17 protein-coding genes, 1 tRNA gene and 1 pseudogene are annotated in these 22,406 nt (G+C 61.3%); 5 read left to right on the top strand and 14 right to left on the bottom strand.

Features of this window, described 5'->3' with window-relative positions; genetic code table 11:
• Positions 1 to 124 precede the first annotated feature (124 nt).
• On the top strand, positions 125 to 904 hold the full coding sequence (locus tag PQQ52_RS32080; protein WP_408220625.1) for a hypothetical protein: 780 nt from the start codon (positions 125 to 127) through the stop codon (positions 902 to 904).
• A gap of 21 nt (positions 905 to 925) precedes the next feature.
• Here the strand turns inward: PQQ52_RS32080 and PQQ52_RS32075 are convergent, their stop codons facing one another.
• Positions 926 to 2,023 carry an asparaginase gene (locus PQQ52_RS32075; protein WP_408220623.1) on the bottom strand — a complete coding sequence of 366 codons (1,098 nt, stop codon included), beginning with the start codon at positions 2,021 to 2,023 and terminating at the stop codon, positions 926 to 928.
• A gap of 148 nt (positions 2,024 to 2,171) precedes the next feature.
• Positions 2,172 to 3,092, bottom strand: coding sequence for a LysR family transcriptional regulator (locus PQQ52_RS32070; RefSeq protein ID WP_408220621.1), 921 nt, complete (start codon positions 3,090 to 3,092; stop codon positions 2,172 to 2,174).
• 122 nt (positions 3,093 to 3,214) lie between these two features.
• Between PQQ52_RS32070 and PQQ52_RS32065 the strand changes: the two genes are divergently transcribed.
• Complete coding sequence (locus PQQ52_RS32065) at positions 3,215 to 4,126, top strand: DMT family transporter (protein ID WP_408220619.1); 912 nt, start codon at positions 3,215 to 3,217, stop codon at positions 4,124 to 4,126.
• Positions 4,127 to 4,169: 43 nt separating this feature from the next.
• Here PQQ52_RS32065 and PQQ52_RS32060 read toward each other — a convergent pair whose 3' ends face one another.
• From PQQ52_RS32060 to PQQ52_RS32035, 6 genes are all read right to left on the bottom strand, one after another.
• Positions 4,170 to 5,417, bottom strand: a complete 1,248-nt coding sequence (locus PQQ52_RS32060) for a metal-dependent hydrolase family protein (RefSeq protein ID WP_408220617.1) — start codon at positions 5,415 to 5,417, stop codon at positions 4,170 to 4,172.
• A 60-nt stretch (positions 5,418 to 5,477) separates the two neighbouring features.
• Positions 5,478 to 6,785 carry an MFS transporter gene (locus PQQ52_RS32055; protein ID WP_408220615.1) on the bottom strand — a complete coding sequence of 436 codons (1,308 nt, stop codon included), beginning with the start codon at positions 6,783 to 6,785 and terminating at the stop codon, positions 5,478 to 5,480.
• Positions 6,786 to 6,988: 203 nt separating this feature from the next.
• Positions 6,989 to 7,933, bottom strand: a complete 945-nt coding sequence (locus PQQ52_RS32050) for a LysR substrate-binding domain-containing protein (protein WP_408220613.1) — start codon at positions 7,931 to 7,933, stop codon at positions 6,989 to 6,991.
• Positions 7,934 to 8,043: 110 nt separating this feature from the next.
• The gene (locus tag PQQ52_RS32045; protein WP_408220611.1) at positions 8,044 to 9,306 is read right to left on the bottom strand and encodes an MFS transporter; all 1,263 of its coding nucleotides are present in this window, start codon (positions 9,304 to 9,306) and stop codon (positions 8,044 to 8,046) included.
• A 114-nt stretch (positions 9,307 to 9,420) separates the two neighbouring features.
• Positions 9,421 to 10,530, bottom strand: a complete 1,110-nt coding sequence (locus PQQ52_RS32040) for a DmpA family aminopeptidase (protein WP_408220609.1) — start codon at positions 10,528 to 10,530, stop codon at positions 9,421 to 9,423.
• Positions 10,531 to 10,548: 18 nt separating this feature from the next.
• Entirely contained in the window at positions 10,549 to 11,952 is a 1,404-nt protein-coding gene (locus PQQ52_RS32035) for an APC family permease (RefSeq protein WP_408220607.1), read from the bottom strand.
• A 121-nt stretch (positions 11,953 to 12,073) separates the two neighbouring features.
• Here PQQ52_RS32035 and PQQ52_RS32030 point away from each other — a divergent pair, with 121 nt between their 5' ends.
• A complete protein-coding gene (locus PQQ52_RS32030) occupies positions 12,074 to 12,877 on the top strand; it encodes a helix-turn-helix transcriptional regulator (RefSeq protein ID WP_408220605.1) in 804 nt (267 codons plus the stop codon).
• Positions 12,878 to 13,063: 186 nt separating this feature from the next.
• Here the strand turns inward: PQQ52_RS32030 and PQQ52_RS32025 are convergent, their stop codons facing one another.
• From PQQ52_RS32025 to acs, 6 genes and pseudogenes are all read right to left on the bottom strand, one after another.
• Positions 13,064 to 13,579: a hypothetical protein gene (locus PQQ52_RS32025; RefSeq protein WP_408220603.1), complete on the bottom strand. Its 516-nt coding sequence runs from the start codon at positions 13,577 to 13,579 to the stop codon at positions 13,064 to 13,066.
• Positions 13,576 to 14,418: pseudogene (locus tag PQQ52_RS32020) on the bottom strand (DUF6402 family protein). Before PQQ52_RS32020 ends, PQQ52_RS32025 begins: the two are co-directional and overlap by 4 nt.
• A gap of 1,038 nt (positions 14,419 to 15,456) precedes the next feature.
• Positions 15,457 to 15,547: transfer RNA gene (locus tag PQQ52_RS32015), tRNA-Ser, on the bottom strand.
• Positions 15,548 to 15,607: 60 nt separating this feature from the next.
• Positions 15,608 to 17,626 (bottom strand): sodium:solute symporter family protein, encoded by a 2,019-nt coding sequence (locus tag PQQ52_RS32010; RefSeq protein ID WP_408220601.1) that lies wholly within the window; start codon positions 17,624 to 17,626, stop codon positions 15,608 to 15,610.
• Positions 17,627 to 17,630: 4 nt separating this feature from the next.
• A complete protein-coding gene (locus tag PQQ52_RS32005) occupies positions 17,631 to 18,014 on the bottom strand; it encodes a DUF4212 domain-containing protein (protein WP_408220599.1) in 384 nt (127 codons plus the stop codon).
• A 148-nt stretch (positions 18,015 to 18,162) separates the two neighbouring features.
• The gene (gene acs / locus PQQ52_RS32000; protein WP_408220597.1) at positions 18,163 to 20,145 is read right to left on the bottom strand and encodes an acetate--CoA ligase; all 1,983 of its coding nucleotides are present in this window, start codon (positions 20,143 to 20,145) and stop codon (positions 18,163 to 18,165) included.
• A gap of 477 nt (positions 20,146 to 20,622) precedes the next feature.
• Between acs and PQQ52_RS31995 the strand changes: the two genes are divergently transcribed.
• Both PQQ52_RS31995 and PQQ52_RS31990 read left to right on the top strand, forming a co-directional pair.
• Entirely contained in the window at positions 20,623 to 21,516 is an 894-nt protein-coding gene (locus tag PQQ52_RS31995) for a DMT family transporter (protein WP_408220595.1), read from the top strand.
• 272 nt (positions 21,517 to 21,788) lie between these two features.
• The gene (locus tag PQQ52_RS31990; protein ID WP_408220593.1) at positions 21,789 to 22,397 is read left to right on the top strand and encodes a TIGR00645 family protein; all 609 of its coding nucleotides are present in this window, start codon (positions 21,789 to 21,791) and stop codon (positions 22,395 to 22,397) included.
• The last annotated feature ends 9 nt before the right edge of the window (positions 22,398 to 22,406 follow it).

Below are 22,406 nucleotides of genomic sequence, written 5' to 3'. Positions count from 1 at the left end.
AGAAGCAGGCACACAACAACAACCACCGAGCAGGCAAAAAAATCAAGAAAACCCCAAACAAAACCCAATTTCTATGTGACCATACCCAAACCAGCCACCAACCCGCACGGAGTGCAAAGCAGAAATGCAACAACCAGACCCACTCCACCCCCTGCGTCCCTTCCTGAAAAACTACGTGTGGGAACACGGCCACATCGGCACTCGCTACATCAACTGCGCCACCGGCGAAATCAGCTTTGATGACGGCAAAAAATCCCGCTTCGCGGCAGAAAAATACCTCTACGTCCCACTCGACAAAGACGCCGCCGACGACCCGCTAGTCACCGGCCCGTCAACCCAGGATGCCGCCCTCGCGCGCTTCCTCCGCGCCGCCCAACTCGGCAAACCCGAAGAAGCCGGCTCCGCGGCAGAAGTCCAACGCGCCGTTCACGATTGCCTCGACCTGGCGATCTTCAGCGCCTATCAGCACGACGCGCTGCAAGCAGTCGACCACTACACTCAGGAAGCGATGTTCGACGACGAAATCCGTGCGGCACTCGTCAACGATATTCGCCAGGTCTATGGGCCAATGCGCGAACAACTCGCGCTCTATGACTTCACCGTGCTGCATGGACTGCCCACGCCGCTTCTCTTCAGTGATTCGCCATTCATCGACTGGCGCGTGCGCATCAAGCCGGCCATGCCGTTCGTTTCACTGCCCCTCGGACCCTACGCACTGCTGGTCGGCACACCATCAGGAAGAACCAGCCGCGCAGCACCCGTCGCGTGGAAAACCGCCGTGTCGATGGGCGCGCTAAAGGATCACAATCGCCTGATGGTCGAGCGGGCCCATCTGTGGATCGTGGCCACCAGCGACGATCAACTGGTGGCCGTACAGGATCGCTTCAAGAAAGACGACGCGTAACCGGCGCCACCCTGCGTACCTTCACGCCTGGCGGTGTGAATGCGCTTCGAGCGCAAGCGAAAACGCCAGATGCCCGATTTCAATGCCCATGGTGTTGAACATCGGCGGCGCACGGAACGTGCCCAGTTGCGCACGTTGCTCAGGGCTGCCGATATCGAGCCGCGCGAGCAGTTCAGCAACGACGGCGTACAGCACGCCGATGTTGCCGTCCTCGACCTTTACCGCTATGCCGAGTGCGCCGTCGGCGCCGAGCTGCGCAGTTCGCCGCGAAGCCCTCACGCCGATTGCGTAGCTACCGTCGGCACCTACCTTGCCGATCAGCGCACCATCGAACGCCCGCATCAACGCGGTACAGAAGCGCCCCTCGCCTGCTACCCATTCCGGATGCGCAGCCATCGCACGATAGATGCGGGCGAGCGCAGCGGTTCGTGGCGCAATGGAAGAAGAAGTGGCAGAGGAAGCCGCAATCTCATCCTCCGCCGCGGCGAGCTTCGCGAACAAACGCGCAAGCCGGTCGAGGGCGAACGCGGGCGTCGGCAAATTGCAACCGTCAATCGACCATTGCACCGCGTCGTCGGGCAAGTCGCATACGTCGGCGACGGTATGCTTCACGCGTACCTGCAACGGATGCTCCGACAGTTCATAACCCTCAATCGCCGCGCCGATCGAGCGCGCCCCGGCCAGCATGCCGGCGTGCTTACCCGAACAATTGCTGCATACCGCGCCCGGTTTGAAATCGCGTTTCAGCCAATCGACATACACGGCGTCAGATAGCGGTGGATGACCGCCGCAACGCAGATCGGCTTCGCTGACCTGCGCCTTCGCCAGCATCTGCCGCGCGCGTTCGATGTGGCGCGCCTCGCTGCTGTGCGAGGCACACATGAGTGCGAGATCGGTTTCGTCGAAACCGAAACGCTCGAGCGCGCCGGTTTCCAGCACGGCCAAGGCTTGCGCGGGTTTTGCCGCGGAGCGTGCAAGCGTGATACGTGACGGGTCGCCGAATGAATACAGCAGGCGGCCATCGGCCTGAACCACCGCGACATGGGCAATATGTGTGTTCTCGATTGCTTCGCCGCGATAGACAGTCGCCGCAACCGGCCCGGTTTCGCGCAAGGTCATCTTCGTTCTCCTCCTGACCGCTTCTGTCGTTGCGATCGCTATAAGTCATGGTAGCGCGAGCGATTCTACGGTCGTCTTTCGTGCCAGCCAAATCGATGTTCTACGGCCACCGCATGCGTGCACGTTGCGCGGCGAGTTGGACCGGTGCCTACGCCGCCTCGTGAATATGCTCGACAAGATAGTCGATCAGCGCCCTCACCTTCGGCGGCAAGAAACGGTTGGGCGGATACAGGAGCCACACCGAGCCCACGTAAGCGCGCGCCTCGAGCTTCCAGTCGGGCAGCACCTGCACGAGTTCGCCGGTTAGCAATGCATCAGTGGCGGCAAACTCAGGCAAATTCGCGATGCCAAAATTTTGCTGCGCGGCTTCGAGCCGCGCGCCGGCGTGATTGGCAATGTAACGCCCCTTCACGTCGACGGTTTGGGTCTCGGTGCCACGACGAAAGCGCCAGCGGTTGTCGTCGGCAGTTTCGCCGAGGTAGATGCAATCGTGCTTGAGGAGATCGCGCGGCTGCGCCGGCGTGCCGCGCTCACGCAAATAAGCGGGCGATGCAACCAGCAGCCATCGTACCGCGCCCAACCTGCGTCCCGCGAGCCCTTGCGGAGGATGCTCGGTCAGACGGATTACCAGATCGACATCTTCCGCAAGCGGGTCGACGTCGTGATCGGTGAAAAGCAGTTGCAGGTCGACTTCGTCGTAGGTGCGCAGAAAGCCGGGAATCAGCGGGTGAATCACGGTCTTCGCGAACGCGGTCGGCGCGCTCACGCGCACCTTGCCTTGCGGTCTGGCGGCCAGTTGCCCGGCGGCATCTACCGCGCCCGATGCGGCGCTCACCATGTCGCGGCAGAAACGCGCCACCTGGGCACCCGACTCCGTCACCCGCACCGTGCGCGTGGACCGTTCGAGCAGGCGTGTCGCCAAGGCGTCCTCCAGCCGTTTGATCTGGCGGCTGACAGTAGACGGCGTACTGCCGAGCTGACGCGCGGCCACGGAAAAATTGCCGGCGTCGACAACGCGCGCGAAAACCGCCATGTCCGGCAGCAAGGCGAAAAGGTCGGTTGGGTTCATCGTCGAACACTCGCGGGGGGAACTGATTAATGCATTTGCGACATAAATGCTGTGCACAGTTACCTGATTATCGCCTCACAAGCAAAGTTCGACAATACGCGTTCATCTGCTCGAGGTCCGCCATGTCGAAACAAGAACGCCTGCTTCTGCTCTCCGATCTGATGCTGCTCGCGGTCGCCGTGGTCTGGGGCACGAGTTATGGCGTCGTCAAAAGCGCCCTGGTGTTCTATCCGGTGCTGGGTTTGCTGGCGATGCGCTTTGGCATCACCTTCGTGATCCTGTCGCCCACCTTGCGCCATCTACGCGCCGCCGATGCCCGCACGCTGCGTGGCGTGCTGATCGCCGGCGCCCTGCTGCTCGGCATCTTTCTTTGCGAAACCTTTGGCATTCTGCTGACGCGCGCGGCCGATGCGGCGTTTCTGATCAGCCTGTGCGTGGTGCTGACGCCGGTCGTCGAATGGTGGATGCTGAAGCGCAGGCCGAGCCGTATCGAATGCGCGGCGGTCGTGCTTTCGCTGTTCGGTGCGTGGCTGCTGGCGGGCGATGGCGCGCTGAGTTTCAATCCCGGCGACGCGCTGATTCTGCTCGCCGCACTGCTGCGCGCGCTAAATGTCTGTGTGACTAAACGCGTCATGCGCGACTCCACGTTGCCGCCTTTGTCGGTGACCGCCGTTCAGTCGGGTGTCGTGGCATTCGGCAGCGCGGCGGCGGCAGTGCTGTTCGCGCCGCAACAGTGGCAGCCCGTGCCGTCGCTCACCGGACACGCCATGTTCTGGGGCTACATCGGCTATCTAGTGATCGCGTGCACGCTGTTTGCGTTCTTCGCGCAAAACTTCGCGATCAAACGCAGCAGCCCGACACGTGTGTCGTTGCTGATGGGCAGCGAACCCGCCTTCGGCGCGTTGTTCGCGTGCATCTGGTTAGGTGAACGGATTTCAACGGCAGCCTGGATCGGCGGCGCGTTGATCGTCGCTGCATCGATTCTCGCGACGGTGCGATGGACGGCGTTGCGTGTGAGCGCGGCGGGGGCTTAAAAAATTGACGCAACCCGCGCCGCTCGCTGCCCATGCATCCCGATTAGCGCGACGCGACCGTGCCCCGCTCGCTCACCACCTCACCACGCTGCAAGACGTACTCGAGGCGCTCGCCCTGCCCGGTCAGCACACCGATGTCCTTGAGCGGGTTGCCGTCAACCACCAGCACGTCGGCGATTGCCCCTGCCTTGATGACGCCGAGCTTGCCGCTTCGGTCGACGATCTCGGCTGCGATCGAGGTGGCCGAACGCAACGCTTCCAGATTGCCGAGTATTTCGGCACGAATGCGCAATTCGTCGCTCTGGAATGTGTGCATTTCGCCGAGCAGGTCGGAACCGAATCCCATCGGCACGCCGGCGTTCGCATAGATCTGCAACGAGTCGCGCCCCGCTTGTCGCACGGTCTCGACCTTGGCGATCGAATCGGCCGGCAAGCCGTAATCGGCGCCGTGTTTGGCCAACGCATCGTAAGTGACCAGCGTGGGCACGACGAACGCACCGTGCTCGCGCATCAGTTTCGCGGCGGCTTCGTCGACCAGATTGCCGTGCTCGATCGTACGCACGCCACAGCGAATCGCACGCGAAATCGCGCGGCCGGTGTAGGCATGCGCCATCACGTAGGTATTGGCTGCCTGAGCTTCGGCGACGATCGCGCGGATTTCGTCTTCTGAATACTGCGTGTTGCTGATCGGATCGGTCGGCGAAGCGACGCCTCCGGATGCCATGATCTTGATCTGCGTAGCGCCCTTCTGAATCTCCTCACGCACGGCGAGCCGCACCGCATCGACACCGTCGACAACCCGCGCAATCGCCCCGGCGCGAAAGGCGCAAGAACACGGTTCAAGCACGTCGCCACGTGGCCGGAAATCGCCGTGGCCACCGGTTTGCGACAGGGCCTTGCCCGACGGGAAAATACGCGGCCCCGGAATCAATCCGCTCTCCAGCGCCTGCGTCAAACCCCAATCCGCGCCGCCCGCGTCGCGCACCGTCGTAAAGCCGCGGCCGAGCATCGCCTTCAGAATCGGCAGCGCGCGAATCGCGGTGAGGATATTCGGCTGAGTCGCATTCACACCGAGGTTCGCACGCGAAGCGAGGACGTGCACGTGACAATCGATCAGGCCGGGCATTACCGTTTTGCCGCGTGCGTCGATCACGCGCGCATTCGGCAGATCGACAGGACGATCGGTGACTTCGACGATATGGCCGTCTTCGATCACGACGTGATGATGTTCGAGCAACGCGCCCTGGGCCAGATCGAGTACGTTGCCGCCGCTGATTACCGTGATGCTCATTGAAATCTTCCTGACTTGATGAAGGAATCTATTTGGCTTTCGCTAACCGGACGCGCTGCCTCAGGCGTGGCTACGGCGTGGATCGCGCACATAGAACGTGCCGACGAGGCTGACAGCCGCGGCGATCATCACGTAAATCGCGGGCGCCATATTGCTGCCCGTCGATGCGATCAGCCACGTGATGAAGAACGGCGCGAAGCCACCGAAAATCGTCACCGCGAAGTTGTACGCAACGGAAAGGCCGGTGGACAGAACCTTGGTTGGGAACAGCTCCGAGAATGCCGCGAGAATCGGACCGGTGTAGACGGCGATCAGCAAGCCGAACACGCCCTGAAACACCATTAGCGAAGCGAGGCCAGGCGCGCGGTTGATGTACGCGAACATCGGCCATGCGAGCAGTAAAATCAAAGCGGCGGCACCCGACAGAAAGCGGCGGCGGCCGAAGCGGTCAGCGAGTGCGCCGACCACTGGCGAGAAACACATAATCATCAGGCCGCCGAACATGCCGGCAAAAAAGCCTGTCGATTGCGGCAGATGCAGCGTGCGCACCGAATACGTCGGCATATAGAACAACAGCACGTAGGTGCATACCGTCCATAGAATCACCATCGAAAAGCTGGCGAAGGTCTCACGCGGAAAGCGGCGAAACACTTCCGCGAGCGGCGAATCGCTTTTCGCCTGCTCGGCAACCGCGCTGAACGCCGGCGTTTCGTCCATGCGGCTACGAATGAAATAGCCGACCGGCCCGATCAGAATCCCGATCAGGAACGGCATTCTCCAGCCCCACGAATGCAGCGCATCGGCGCTCAGGCTTGACGTCACGAAGGTGCCGACCGCCGCGCCCAGCAGTACGGCAAAGCCGATGCTCGACTGAATCCAGCTCGAATAGAATGCGCGCTTGCCCGCCGGTGCATATTCGGTCAGAAAAGCGGTAGCCGTGCCCATTTCGCCGCCGGCCGAAAAACCTTGCAGCAACCGGGCGACCACGATCAGCACCGGCGCCCACAAGCCGATCTGGTCATAGGTTGGCGCGAGGCCGATGAGTGCGGTGCCGGCCGCCATCAACAGAATAGTCAGCGAGAGCGCAGCCTTTCTTCCAACTTTATCCGCATACACGCCGAGCACGATGCCGCCCACCGGCCGCATGAAAAAGCCCACGCCGAACGTCGCAACGGCAAGCAGCAGCGAGGTCAGTTCATTGCCGGTCGGAAAGAACAGCTTGGCGATGATCACGGCGAAAAAGCTGTAGACCGTGAAGTCGAACCATTCGAGCCCGTTGCCGAGCACAGTGGCGACAATGGCGCGGCGCCGTTGCCGCGCGAGCGCATCCACGGATATCGGAATGTTGGATGAAAGCGTTCCTTGCATGGTCTCTTTTCCTCATCAGGCTGCTTGTACGACCGCTCATGCGGCCGCTGCGTGGCTACGGGTTCGGCGGATCTGCCAGCAAGGCGACGCATCGGAACCGAGCGGCGCTTTCGCATGCATAAAGCCGATCGTAGAGAGACCTGATTTGTTTTCGAAACGAAAGATTCGCATGCATGCATGCGCGTGGCGCATGCGAAACGCTTTTAGGGGGTGCCCGCGTTGCTCACTTGTGCGATCGTCTGCCCGCTTGTCTGCGCCTCAGCCTGCTCGAACAGCCAGCGTGTAAAGAGGCGCGCCGCCTGATTCTCCGCGCGATCGTTCGGCGATACGACGTAGTAACCTCCGCCGTGGCTCGCCGACGCTCGCGTGGCGCGCACCAGCAACCCCTCGTCCAGACATGCATCGATCATATGACGCCAACCGAGCACGACGCCCTGCCCGAGAATCGCCATCTGCACCAGTTGCGGATAATGATTGACGACGACCGACTGCGGCGACCCGGGCATCTGCACATTGTTGAGACGGAACCATTCCGGCCACGACATCCATTGCCGCTGACCGTCTTCCTGCATCAGCAATGTTTCATGCGCGAGATCGGCGGGATCCAGCATGCGGCCGGCGAGGTATCCGGGTGAACATACCGGGTACACGTCTTCGTCAAAAATGCGACGGGCGGTGAAATGCGGCTCGGCACGCTGACGGATGTAGTACAGACCTACGTCGAATTCCGCCGGCGACAGTGATGCGAGCCCGTCGCGCACGATCATTCGGATCTTCACGTTCGGATGGGCGGCGCGAAATGCGCCCAGGCGCGGCGTGAGCCACAACACCGCCACGCCCGACGAACACGCAATTGTCAACTCCAGATCGCCATATCGCTTCATCACATCGAGCGTGGCCTCCGAACAATTGGCGAGCAGCCACTGCACATGCTTTGCGTATCGTTCGCCAGCGATGGTCAGACGTAAGGCGCGGTGCTCGCGCACGAAGAGCGAGCGACCGAGGAAGTCTTCGAGTTGTGCGATCTGGCGACTGACCGCGCTTTGCGTCAGATGCAGTTCTGCGGCCGCTTTAGTGAAGCTCGCATGACGCACGGCCGATTCGAATGCGATCAGGCATTGGAGCGGGGGTAAAGGGGCGATCCGCATGATGATGGTGGCCGAGTGAGGTTGCGACCATCATAGCGGGTCGAAGCGCACGTTGAGTCATGCTTGCCATGCAGCGCCTCGCTGCGCGATTTCAGTCTCCAGCGTCTCGATCAATGGCTCGGCGCCAGCGCCTCTTCCCGCTCCAACGAGCGCGTGCGCTTAAGTTCCGGGAAGAACCGCATCCACAGCAAGGCGATGGTGATCGTCGCGATGCCGCCCACCAGTACGGCCGGTTGCGCGCCCCACCACCCGGCCGTCACACCGGATTCGAATTCGCCCAGTTGATTCGATGTCCCGATGAAAAGCGAATTGACCGCGCTGACGCGACCGAGCATTTCGTCTGGCGTACGCAGTTGCACGAGCGACAGGCGCACCACCACGCTGATGGTATCCGATGCGCCCAGCACCATGAGCGCGAAGAGCGACACAAAAAATTGATGTGACAGACCAAACACGACAGTGGCGGCGCCAAAAGCAATTACGCCGCCGAACATCGCAGCACCGGGTCGATTGCGCAGCGGGAAATGCGCGAGCCAGATGGTCCCCGTGAGAGCCCCGATGGCGGTGCCCGAACGCAACAGGCCGAGGCCAAGCGGCCCTGTGTGCAGGATGTCACGTGCGAAGACCGGCAACAGAGCCGTTGCGCCGCCGAACAGCACCGCGAACAGATCGAGCGATAGCGCGCCGAGTATCACAGGCTCCTTGCGGATGAATGCGATACCCGAGAACACCGACTCGAGCGTAACCGGCACGCGGCTCGCCAGCCTGGTCTGCAATGGGATGGCCCACACGGAGGCAGCAGCGGCCGCGAACGACAGCGTGCATGCGAGGTAGGCCGCGCCCGGACCGATGCCGTAAAGCAGGCCGCCCAATGCAGGACCCGCGATCTGCGCGGTTTGATTCGCGGAGGTGGCCCATGCCGTGGCTTTGGGCAATTGCCCGCGCGGCACGACACCCGGCAACAGCGATGCAACCGCAGGCGATTCAAAGGCGCGCGCCGCACCCACGCATGCGGCCAGCACATAGATGACCGGCGCGCTGATCCAGCCGCCGAAGGTGCCGAAGGCGAATAGCAATGCAGCGACGCTTTCGAGGCTTTGACAGATGGCCGCGATCCGGCGACGGTCGTAGCGGTCGGCGACATGGCCGACCACAAGCGTCAGCACGAACATCGGCAGAAATTGGGCGAGACCCACGAGGCCCAGTGCGAAGGCGCTATGCGTTAGCGCGTAGATGTGCCAGCCCATGGCCACCGCGAGCATCTGAAACGACAGTGACGAGAGGATGCGGGTGCACCAGAAGCGTTGGAAAGCGGGATGTTTGGGCAAACTGAAGCTAGGGTCGCCGGCGGGATCGGCTGGAGGTCGGGGCATTAGTTCCTTGCTCTCTACTAGGCTGGTTTCGGCGCCAGCTAGTTTAGAGCAAGTTTATTTATTCTGTTTTTACGCGTGGGAGCGCTTTCTTTGTGTAAGGCTACGGCATCGGCCTTAACTATCAGGCCGCCATCCCACCTCACGAAGCGCCGACAGCAAGCGCTCAGCGCCGATCGCCACCGCGCGAGCGCCACGCGCGTTCATATCCGTCGCGGCCAGCAGTGCATTGACGATGGCTTCTTCAACGGCCTCCGCGGCGGCTGAAAACAAAGCAGACATGTGATCGTTATTCACCATCTCCACGGCAGTAGTGGGCTTTCCGACACGCCCATAATCAGCCGCCGGCAGCCCCGAATTCCCCACTGAAAAGGCCACAAATATATCGCCGCTAGAATCTTCAGTGCCTCCGCCCATGCGAGCGATCCCAACGCTCGCACGCTGCGCCAGGCGCGTGCACTGATGCGGCAACAAAGGCGCATCCGTCGCAAGCGTCACGGCAATCGAGCCCATACCCGCTTCCCCCGTGCGCCGTTCTTCGGTTTGGCTGAACGGCGAATGCACGTCCCCGAGCACCTCGCCCACCGGATATCCCGCCACCCGCAGCGCGTCGCGTCGCCCATAGTTCGCCTGCACCAGCGCTCCAACGGTCCAACCGCCTTCGGCCGGTTTCAGCACCCGCGATGCCGTGCCGATACCGCCTTTGAACTCATGGCAGATCATCCCCGTGCCTCCGCCAACATTCCCCTCCCTTACCTCTCCCGTGCGCGCTTCGGCTCGCGCACGGTGCACATGGTCCGCGGTGACATGCTGCCCCCAGATGTCGTTGAGCAGTCCGTCGTAGGTTTCGAGCACGACCGGCATGCACCAGTACACCTCCCCTTTGGCGTCACCCCGCTCGGCCGCGACCAGCGCGTCGCGCACCATGCCAACGCTATGCGTGTTGGTGTATGCGATCGGCGTGGTTAGCAAACCCGCCTCGCGGATCCATTCGAGACCGGTTGCGTCGCCGTTGCCGTTCAGAATGTGGCAGCCCGCAAAACAAGGCGCCATGCGCGCGCTGCCCGCGCGCGGTTCGATGATGGTCACGCCGGTGTGCACCGACGCATCGCCCGCGTCCACGTTCAACGTGTGATGCCCGACACGGACACCGGCGACATCGGTAATCGCATTGAAACGTCCTGGCGTGCCACGCCCGATACGGATGCCGAGTTCCCTTGTACGCATTGCCTGTTTTCCTTCGATTCAAAGTTCGCGAAACGTCATACTATGACGTGCCCACGCCGCATACATCGCGAGCGCCAACACCAACAATCCACCGATGATGTACAGATCCGTCGGCTTGGCCGCGCTCTGCATCGTCGTATACAACGTGTAGGTTGCGCCGATGATCGCCACCAGTGGCGGCAGCGGCCACAACGGCATCCGGTAGTGATGCTCGACATCGCGTCGTACGATGCGGCTGGCCAGCGCCGCCACCGCGATCACGATGTAGATCACCAGAAGCAGATCGACCGTGAACGCGGTCAGTTCATCGAGGCTCGAGACGAAAAGCAGCAGTGCCGACGGGATCGCAAGCGTCAACGTGGCGAGCCACGGCGAATCGAATCGCGGATGAATGCGCGTAAATGCATGGTTGCAACTGCGCACCCATAGTGCGTGCCGGCCGCTGCTATACAACAGACGCCCTACCTGAATCACGATAGCAATGATCGCATTGAACACCGACAGAAAAATCCCCGCGCTCACCACACGCATGATGACGGGGTTGCTGAGTTCGCGAACCACATAGCCGATCGGATCCGCGCTCTTCGACATATCGATCAATGAAGGCGCACCGAGTACGATCGCCGTCAACGGGATCAGCTCGACCACCAGGATAACCAGCAGGGAATACATGACGGCTTTCGCGATGCTGCGATTGCCCCCTTCGAGGTCCTCAGCGAGAAACACGGCGGCGCCGAAGCCGTTGTAGCAAAAGATCGCCGTACCCACCGCCGGGATGATGGCGGCGGCCGTCGCCGAAATCAGCGTACCGTTGCTCGCGACCTGAGGATGGATCAACGCGCTGAAGGCGCGATGCGGCTCGGAGAATCCCAGATAGGCGATGAGGAGGAGCACCAGCACTTCGATCGTCAGGAACGCACCGGTGATCCACGCGTTGGTCTTGATGTTGAGAATGCCGAGTAGGTAACTGAGTACGACGATCGCCAGTGCCACCGACTGATTGCTGAAGTTCGTGCCCAGGGCATTGTTCAGGTATGGTGCCGCGCCGCTCGCCAGTACGGCCGGAATGAACACGCTGACAGCCAGCACCGCGATGAAGGTTAGATAACCCGGCAGCGCGCCGAACACCCGTTTCGCCATTACGTACTCGCCGCCGGCGCTGCGATGCGCCGCGCTCAATTCCGCATAGCACAATGCGAACGCCAGCGCGAGCACGCCGCCGAGCAGGAACGACAGCACCGCCCCGCTGCCCGCCTGCTGGATCGCAAACGGCGCGATCACGAAGATGGAACTGGCGGGCGTCACCCCCGATACGGTAATCATCACCACGTCCCGCACGCTGAGCGACCGCTTCAGCGCGCTGGATGTGCCCAGCCCTGCGGAGACGGCTTGCGCCGCAACCGACGTTTCCGTGATCGCCATCGTCCTCTCCTTTGCAATGATTTTGTCAGCGCCCATACTTGAGCACTGTTCGGCGGAGTGTAGGAAGCCAATTTACGCAATGCTATTACCGCTTAGGGTTACGCCAATTAGGTGGAGACGCATGGATCGACTGTTCACGGAAGTAGCAATGCATCAGGCGCTGGCGCGCGTGATCGATCATCTGGGTGCGCCCCGGTTCTGGCGGAATCTGATTCTTCTGCTCAACGAAATCATGCCGTTCGATAACGCGCTTGCCGTGTTAGTCGGGCAGGATGGGGTGCCGCGCGTGCTGGAAGAGTTCGATACCGGCGGGACGGATGCGCCCTCGCCGGTGCCGCTTTACCTGAATGGGCTTTATCTGCTCGATCCGTTTTTGCAGGCCGCGCATGATGGATTGGCCGACGGGCTCTATCGGCTCGAAGAGGTGGCGCCTGATTTGTTCCGGCAAAGCGAATACTTCCTGAGTTACTTTCGCGATGCGGTTGGGGAGGACGAATTGCAGTTGATCGTCAATGTCGCGCCCGTCGGTGGGGTTGTGTCGTTGTCGTTGGGGGCGAAGGCCAGATTCGATGTGGAAGTGCTTGGGCGGCTAGCGGTATGTACGCCGTGGCTCGTTGCGACGATACGGCAGCATTTGGCACGTCTTGCCACTGAGCCGGGTAAAAGCGTCGAGAGTCGTGACCTGTCGGGCCGGGTCGAGCGTGCGTTGGCAGGGTTCGGTGCGGAGTTGCTGTCGGAGCGGGAAATGGCGATTGCGCGGTTGGTGCTGCGGGGGAATTCTTCGAAGGCTATTGCTGAGCGGCTCGCGATTTCGCCTGAGACGGTGAAGGTGCATCGGCGGAATCTTTACAACAAGCTCGGGATTTCGACGCAGCCGGAATTGTTTTCGTTGTTTATTCAGGCGTTGGGGCATGAAGCGGGGTAATCTGCGTTGGCTCCTGCGACTGGTTGTGTCGCGATAAGGCCGACGAGACGACACATTCGGCTGCGGCAGGATTCCTGATGCCGCCAGCGAATGGAACTGAGCGGCGGCGGCTGCTTTCGTGTCGATTGTCCGCATCGCCGTGGCCTGTCATTGAGTTGGTGGCAAGTTTTCGTGGATACCCCATGGCTAGGGTAGTTTGGCCAGCAGTCGGTCATATATGGATGGCGGCAGAGTGATCGTCCTGAGTTCGTCTCCGTCCTCATACTGCAGCGCACCATCTTTCCAATAAAGGCGCACAGGATCGTGAGAGTGATCGCCATATGTTCTCTCTGCCACAAGTCGCTCGCTACTCCCCTCATACAACTGCAAAATGATTTCTGATCCAAGATAGCAAGAGCGTGCCGTATAGCGGCCATCGGCGGACTGCACGCTGTCGCAGTCCGCAGGACGTACGAGCGAACGTAGTCGTGCGCAGTCCCAATAACTCCAGGCGAAGACGAGCACGGCTGTGGCGACAGCACCGACGACAGTTCGTTTGAGCGACACTTTAATCATTTGTTGCGCTCGCTGGCTTCGCCCATCGCGGCTGGAAACGATAAAGCATACTGCCCGTGCCATCGAAACCATTGCAATGCAAACAATGATGAGCGCGGCGACTGCGATCAGCATAGCGATACCTGTGCCTTCTGCTGCCGTGCTCATAGAAATTCAATCTCGACAGGTTTAGGAAGGGTCACAAAGCGGCAATCGGAGAAAATAATGAAATCGCCACCTTGATGGTGGATTTTTTGCCACTCGCGGAAAGAGCTATTTCGCACTGGGTAGTACACATTGCCACGCACGCGCATATCGCCCACTGCAACCGGATAGTCTGGCCACGAGACCCCAGCCAGCCCCGCCGCGCCGGTCGCGGGAACAATGACTACGCCATCACGACTCCAGTGTCCAAGGCACTGGGACGGCTCTCCCGCCGCATCGGTGAAGGTGTAGTTATCCTTGACATAGAGAATGATGCTGGTGATCGTAGCTTGGTTTGCGTCGTGATCAAATGTAGCGTTGCCAACGGCCGCATAGAAATTAAACGAACCGAGCGAGCCCGTGAGATCATCGGGCACACCGCTGTTGCTTTTCTCCCTCGCGATTAACTGATCCAGCTTCTGACTGAAAGTGCTCTCGACGCCTGCCAGCTAGAACTCAAAATTCTTATGCAGGATCTTGATATCCTGACCGCTGAACCTCCAGGCATCCACTTTCCCATACGGCGAGCGCAGCGGGCGCAAGGCACTCCCTAAAGCTTCAATAGCCCTTGGTGTGGTGAGACGCTCGTACGTCTGGAGAAAATCGTACGCCGCCTTGGCCCTCGTTTGCTGTAGCACCCAATCGAGTTTGATCGTGGTCTTGTCAATCATGCTCGGTGGGTAGGACTGTCCATCTTGGTTTAAGCCCTTTACTTCGTCCCGTGGAGTTGGCGAATAGTTGAGCTCACCGGCAAACCATCGTTCCATGAGTTTCGCTGAGACAGGCATAAACTCTTTACGCATCACGCCCGGAATTTCCTGAAGATCAAACGGGGGAGTCGCCGCCCGCTCCCGCCGCCTGGCGAGCACAGCCTTGGGTGGCTTGGGAGGATCCGGCGTATCAAGCCACTTTTTGAAGCGTGATATGCCTTGCGCGACCGACAGCAATCCATCGAAGGAGTTGTTCACGCGATCTACATGCGTCAACGGTTGCGCGGGCACGGTTGGAGACGGCGCGGCGTCAGGCTGGGTGGGCAGCGTCGGTGGCGGCTTGGTCATCGAAATCGCCAGATCAGGAACTGGGTAACAGCCTCTGTCAGCGTCGTAGCGAGTCCAGCGCCAAAGCACCTTATTGATCTTGTAGTACGGGATTTTTTCGCAATAAGCGGTCGTCATATTGGTTGTTATAAGCCGGGGTTTTTCGAGTACCGAACGCCGGGGGTTTCCTGTAACCACCGGGTCGGAAAATCATGCTAGGTGGTAAACACGTCTCGAAAAACTGCTTTATATCGACTGATCACAACACCGTATACCTTGGGCAGCTTGAGGCGGGCCTGCGCCGCGGCGGTCTGCTGCGCCTCACCATGTCAAACCTGTGGGGGACGGAATTTCCGTCACGCCCGGCAAGACCGGGCATTCGACCGGCAAGCGCCTGATTAGCGAGCGGCCCGACGAACTGCATGAAGCGGCGGCGGCAAAGTCTGCCCGCCCGGTGAAGCTTGCACCCGGGCATGTTCTGCAACATGCGCACTGAGGGCTACTTCGACGAAGAGACGGGGCGCGCGTGCGGTTGGAACACGATGTGACGCAACTTCATGGCGAAGGTGCTGGAAACGACCAAGGTCAAGGAGAGGTTCACCGAGCGCGACATGCACGAGCGATGCAGAGACTTTAGAGCACGCCCGAGCGCTCCTGGCGCCTGCCGACGGCAAGGTCACCAAGAAGATTTATGGACGTAAACCTGAGCGCGCAAAGCCATTGCGATAGGCTTGCCAAAGGTACAGAGGGGGTTTAAAGGTACCGCGGCGAAAACTGATCGACCGCAAAGCCTTATGGGTATTCTGGCGGAGAGACGGGGATTCGAACCCCGGATAGGTTATTAACCTATACACGCTTTCCAGGCGTGCGACTTAAACCGCTCATCCATCTCTCCGGCGGGGAGCCGAATTATAGCAAACTTCGCGCCCTGCGCCAGACCCCTGCGCAAACCCGCCTAAGGATGCCGGATGTAGTCCACCAACGCCCTCGTATAAGCATCTGGTTTCCGGTCGATCAGACTCACCCCGATCGCCACCAGAAACCCCGCCGGCACACCGAACACGCCTGAGCTGATCGGCTCGATCCCGAACCACCGCGCACCGGCGAAGCCCGTCATCTGCGTGAAGAACGGATACGTCGACACGATGTAGTAAATGCACACCACCAGCCCCGCCACCATGCCCGCCACGGCCCCAAGCCGGGTCGTTCGCTTCCAGAAGACGCCCAGCACCAGCACGGGAAACAGGCTCGAAGCCGCCAGCGAAAACGCCGCGCCCACCAGAAACAGAATATTCCCCGTATTGAGCGACGCCACATACGACGCGAACAGCGCCACCCCCAGCAACAGAATCTTCGAGATCGTCACGCGCCGCTGGCTCGATGCCGTCGGATCGACCATGTGGTAGTAGACGTCGTGAGATAGCGCATTGGCAATCGTCAGCAGCAATCCGTCCGCGGTCGAGAGCGCGGCGGCCAGCGCACCCGCCGCGATCAGCCCGGACATCACATACGGCAGCCCCGCGATCTCAGGCGCGGCGAGCACGACCATATCCGGCTGCATCCGGATCTCGCTCCAGCGCACGATACCGTCGCCATTCGTGTCAGCAAGACTGATCAGACTCGGCTCGACCTTGCGCCATTGCGTGAGCCACTGCGGCAAATCGGCAAAGTGATGGCCGACCAGGTTGGTCAACATCTCATACTTGATCAACACAGCCAGCACGGGCACCGTCAGATAGAACAGCGCGACGAAGAACAGCGTCCAGCCGACCGAGCGTCGCGCGGACGCCACCGAGGTCGTCGTGTTGTAGCGCGTCAGGATGTGCGGCAGGCTCGCGGTGCCAAGCGACAGGCACAGCAGCAGCGACAGGAAATTTCGCTCATGAGTGCGCCTGTCCTCTTCGCTTGTCACTGGAAACGGCTCGTGCATCGGCACCGGCGCGGCCGCGCGCATCAGCATCTCGTCGCGGCTTTGGGTCCAGACGATCTGTGCGGCGGCGGCATCACGTGGAAACTGTTCCAGCTCCCTTTCGCGCTCCTTGATATCGCGCAGCGGGCCGTTGTGCCGACGCAAGTCCGCGACTTCCTGCGTGAGGCGCAGCTTCTCATCGACGAACGATTGCGGCAACGTATCGAGCCGCGTCTGCATCAGCGCAGCGCGCCGCCGATAGTCGTCGCGTACGGTCTGCTCGAGCGGCGCCTCGCGCACCTGCTTCTCCAGGCCTTCGACGCGCTCCATCAAGCGGCCATAGTTGAACTGCGGCACCCAGCCGAGGCCATCCTTATGCGCGATCATCGACACGGGAATCAGAATGGCCGCGATCAGGATGATGTATTGCGCGACCTGAGTCCACGTCACGGCACGCATGCCGCCCAGAAACGAGCACACGAGAATGCCTGCGAGTCCGCAGAAAATGCCGACCGCGAAATCCACGCCGATGAAACGCGTCGCAATCAAGCCGACGCCCTGAATCTGCGCGACCAGATAGACGAACGAGCACAGGATCGCCGCTAACGCAGCGAGTCCACGCACCGCGTTGCTCGAAAAGCGCGTGCCGAGAAAGTCGGGAATCGTGTAGCGCGCGAGCTTGCGCACGTACGGCGCGAGCAGGAACGCGACGAGGCAATAGCCACCGGTCCAGCCCATCAGGTACGCGAGCCCGTCATATCCTGTCGTATAGATCGAACCGGCGAGACCGATAAACGACGCAGCGGACAACCAGTCGGCCGCGGTTGCCATGCCGTTGAAGGCGGACGGCACGCGCCGCCCCGCGACGTAGTATTCGACGAGATCGGACGTGCGCGACAGCAAGCCGATCACCGCATAGACCGCGATCGGCACAAACAGGAACACATAGCCGATCCACACCCCTGGACCGGTGGTGCGCTCGATGCGCCACATCACGTAGATGAATAGCAGGAAGCCGAGCGTATAAAGCGCGTATGAGCGGATCAGCCGGTGCGTGAGCGTCATCTGCTCAGTTTCCGCGCGCAGTGGGCGCGCCGGAATCGGCACGGGCACTGGCGGCAGTCGCGTCGGCGTCGAAAGCGCGTTGCAGACGGCGGTCGGCGCGCTGCATCAGCACGATATAAACGACGATCAACGCGACGTAGATCAGAATCGCCCCTTGCGCACCGAAGTAGAACGGCAACCGGAAGCCGCCGAAGCGCACCTGATCCAACGCCGGCGCTACCAGCGGCAAACCGAACGACACCACGAAGCCCACCGTCATCAACGTCGCGATCAACGCGAGATTGAAGCGCCAGTATTTCTGATGCGCGCGCGCCATCGCCGCCGACACCGCAGGGGGTTCGGGCGCGGGATTGAGAGTAGCGTGGGAGGGGGGGTGTGGCGCGGCCATGCGCCTATGTATCAAAAAGCCACCGCGCAGGCAATCGGGATTGTCCGCGCGGTGGCTTTAACAGCCTGACTGATCCAGCCGATACCTCGGTCCAGTCAGGAGCGTGTCGTCCGGCACGCTCCTGCCATCAACCCAGGCAAACCCAGGCTCAGAGCGATTCGCCGAGCTGATCGAGAATCGCCGGGTTCTCCAGCGTCGACACGTCCTGGGTGATTTCCTCACCCTTCGCGAGCGAGCGCAACAGGCGGCGCATGATCTTGCCCGAACGCGTCTTCGGCAGATTCTCGCCAAAGCGGATGTCCTTCGGCTTGGCAATCGGACCGATCTCCCTCGCGACCCAGTTGCGCAGTTCGTTGGCGAGCTTCACTGCTTCTTCGCCTTCAGGACGCGCACGTTTGAGCACCACGAATGCGCACACGGCTTCGCCGGTCGTATCGTCAGGACGGCCAACCACAGCCGCTTCTGCCACGATCGGGTTCGACACCAGCGCCGACTCGATCTCCATCGTGCCAAGGCGGTGACCGGACACATTGAGCACGTCGTCGATGCGGCCCATGATCGTGAAGTAGCCGGTTTCCTTGTCGCGCACCGCGCCGTCGCCGGCGAGGTACAGCGTGCCGCCGAGTTCTTCGGGGAAATAGCTCTTCTTGTAACGCTCCGGATCGCCCCACACGTTGCGCAGCATCGCCGGCCACGGGCGCTTCACGACCAGAATGCCGCCCTGCCCGTTCGGCACGTCCTGGCCGGTTTCGTCGACGACCGCCGCCATGATGCCTGGCAGCGGCAGCGTGCACGAACCCGGCACCAGCGGCGTGGCGCCCGGCAGCGGCGTGATCATGTGGCCGCCAGTTTCGGTTTGCCACCACGTGTCGACGATCGGGCAACGGCCGCCGCCGACGTTCTCGTGATACCAGACCCACGCTTCCGGATTGATCGGCTCGCCGACCGTGCCGATGATACGCAGCGTCGACAGATCGTAGCTCTTCGGATGCACTTTCTCGTCCGCTTCGGCGTATTTGATCAGCGAGCGGATTGCGGTCGGCGCGGTGTAGAACAGCGTGACCTTGTGCTTGGCGATCATGTCCCAGAAGCGGCCGGCGTTCGGATAGGTCGGCACGCCTTCGAACACGACCTGGGTGCCGCCGAGCGTCAACGGGCCGTACGTGATGTAGCTGTGACCCGTGATCCAGCCGATGTCGGCGGTACACCAGAACACATCCGTGGACTTCCAGTCGAAGGTCCACTTCATGGTCTGCGCGGTCCACAGCAGATAGCCGCCGGTACTGTGCTGGACGCCCTTCGGCTTGCCGGTCGAACCGGACGTATAGAGGATGAAAAGCGGATGCTCGGCGCCGACCCACTCAGGCGCGCATTGATCCGATTCGGACTGCGTGAGTTCGTGCATCCACAGATCGCGGCTTTCGTTCCATGCGATCTTGCCACCGGTGCGCTTGTAGACGATCACGCTCTTCACCGCGTCGCAGCCGCCCATGGCAATGGCTTCGTCGGCGATATTCTTCAGCGGCAGCGCTTTGCCGCCGCGCATCTGTTCGTCGGAGGTGACGAGCGCGACGGCGCCCACATCCACCAGGCGCTCATTCAGCGACTTCGACGAGAAGCCGCCGAACACCACCGAATGCGTTGCACCGATGCGCGCGCACGCCTGCATTGCGACTATGCCTTCGATCGACATCGGCATATAGATCACGACGCGATCGCCCTTCTTCACGCCGCGTTTTTTCAGCGCATTCGCAAAACGCGACACGCGTTGCAGCAGATCCTGATAGGTGACGTTGGTGACGGTGCCGTCGTCGGCTTCAAAGATGATCGCGACGCGCTCGCCGTTGCCGGCTTCGACATGGCGGTCGATGCTGTTATACGACGCGTTCAGCTGGCCGTCTTCGAACCATGTGTAGAAAGGCGCCTTCGATTCGTCGAGCACCTTGGTGAAAGGCGTGTTCCAGCTTAGCGTCTCGCGAGCGAGGCGCCCCCAGAAACCTTCGTAATCACGCTCCGCTTCGGCGGCAAGCGCCCGGTACGCGTCCATACCGGAGATCGTCGCACCAGCCGCTGCTTCAGCGGAGGGCGGGAAAACACGGCGTTCGTGAAGAACAGATTCAATCGCAGACATCGACAACCCCTTGGTGAAGATGAAACCAGAAACCTGTGCTGGCGCGCCTGTGACGCGCCTTGTCATGATGGCGCCGCCATTCGTGATCACCAGGCGGCGCGCTGTCTCCAACCCTCGCGCAGCGATCGCCGACCGCCGCACCGCGGGCCGTTCGCCTTTCATTTTCATCCATGCGGCACCGCAACATGAATGAGTGAAAGACCGACGTCCCGCTCTCGCGTTCAAACATAAACCGTGCAACTTACCGGCCACTTACGTGAGCCGCATCGCAAGCGAAAACCCTTACGCAGCTCAGCCTCGTCAGGCACGGCATGCTACGCGTTACGCTGTGCCCATGCATCCGAACCGACATACCAACACAACCTGCCAATATCAGACATATGGGCAGCATCACGCGTGCCGCACTGGCGCCGCGCCTTTACGCTGACTCGCACGCCCTCTTACAATGCTAACTGAACTAGCCGTCTGGATTCCAGCTTGAATCGTTACTCCCTGCTTCTCATTACCTCGATGCTGCTGGTCGGCAGCAATGTCGGAATCGGTAAATCGATCGTCGAGTTCGTCCCCATCCCCCTGTTCGCGCTGCTGCGTTTCGTCATTGCGATGGCGGTATTGTGGCCGCTGTTGCGCGTCGCCAAGCTGCGTCGCGTCAAACGCGATGAATGGCTCGATCTGTTTTTGCAGGCGCTGTTCGGCACTTTCGGGTTCACGCTGCTGATGCTGGGCGGCGTGCAGCGCACCAGCGCGGTTGCAGCCGGCGTCATCGCCAGCACGATCCCCGCGGTCGTCGCACTGCTCTCGTGGTTGATCCTCAAAGAGCGACCGAACGGTCGGGCACTCGCGTCGATCGCGCTGGCGATCGTCGGCGTGATCGTCATCAATCTGGCTCATGCGGATGAGAATGCGGGCGGCGAGACTTCGTTCACCGGCAATCTGATGGTGCTGGGCGCCGTGTGCTGCGAATCGCTTTACATCATTCTGTCGCGCCGTTTGACGCAGACGCTCGCACCCATCGACATCTGTGCCTACACGCATATGTTCGGCCTGCTGCTGATGCTCCCGCTCGGCCCCACCGCGCTGCTGCACTTCGACTATCGCTCAGTGCCCGTAAGCATCTGGACGCTGGTGCTGTGGTATGGGCTGTCGGCGAGCATTTTTTCGTTCTGGCTGTGGATGAAGGGCATTCGTCATGTGCCGGGCAGTCTCGCTGGCGTGTTCAGCGCCGTGCTGCCTGTGGCCGCGGCGATTTACGGCATCGTGTTTCTCGGGGAGCGGCCCACGCTCGCGCACGGCATCGCGCTCGCCTGCGTCGTGGCAGGAATCGGGCTGGCAAGCCTGAAGGTGAAGCGAGTACCGCCGGTGGCCTCCTGAGTTGAGCGCCGCCTGTTAAGTCACCGGCGCCACTGCGTTGCCGGTTTGGGGCCGCGGCAACGCCAGTCCGCCCAGACTGCCCGCCGCGCCGCAGCAAATTCAGCCGACGCTGTACAATAGCGCGCCTGACGCGAGCTTTTCCGGCCTCCCCTGGCCGCGTACCGCGCCGTCTGCGCCCTGGTTTGCGTGCTCGATCCGCGCGTTTGGTTTGCGCTTCGGGTCAGCGCATTTGGTCCGTGTTCCGTCACCTGCGTTTCATCTGACTCTTGCCTATGTCCGCCCCGCGACCCGACTCAGCCCGTCAGCGCCGCCCGATGCGCCCGCTGCCCGTCATCATCTTCATGAGCCGCTGGCTGCAGGTGCCGCTCTATCTGGGCCTGATCGTTGCCCAGGCTGTCTACGTCGTTCTGTTCCTGAAAGAGGTCTGGCATCTGGTCACGGCGTCCATGACGCTCGACGAAACCAACATCATGCTGGTGGTACTCGGCCTGATCGACGTGGTGATGATCTCGAACCTGCTGATCATGGTGATCATCGGCGGGTATGAAACCTTCGTGTCGCGCCTGGGTGTGGAGGGTCATCCGGACGAACCGGAATGGCTCGACCACGTGAACGCCGGGGTACTCAAGGTCAAATTGTCGATGGCGCTGATCAGCATTTCGTCGATCCATCTGCTGAAGACTTTCATCAGCCCCGACCAGAATTCGACGCACACCATCATGTGGCAGGTGATCATTCACGTCGCGTTCCTCGTCTCGGCGCTGGTGATGGCATTCGTCGACCGCCTCACCACGCATACGCATCCGAAGCATTTTCAGGAGCCCGCGGGATTGCATCCGCTGGGTTCCAACGGTTCCACTCCCCTGAAGGCGCACGACTGACTCGCCCTG

This window comes from Paraburkholderia sediminicola, from assembly GCF_046030555.1.
Lineage (GTDB): Bacteria > Pseudomonadota > Gammaproteobacteria > Burkholderiales > Burkholderiaceae > Paraburkholderia > Paraburkholderia sediminicola_E.
Note: the sequence above shows the minus strand (reverse complement) of the source record. Positions and strands in the feature narration are given on the sequence as shown.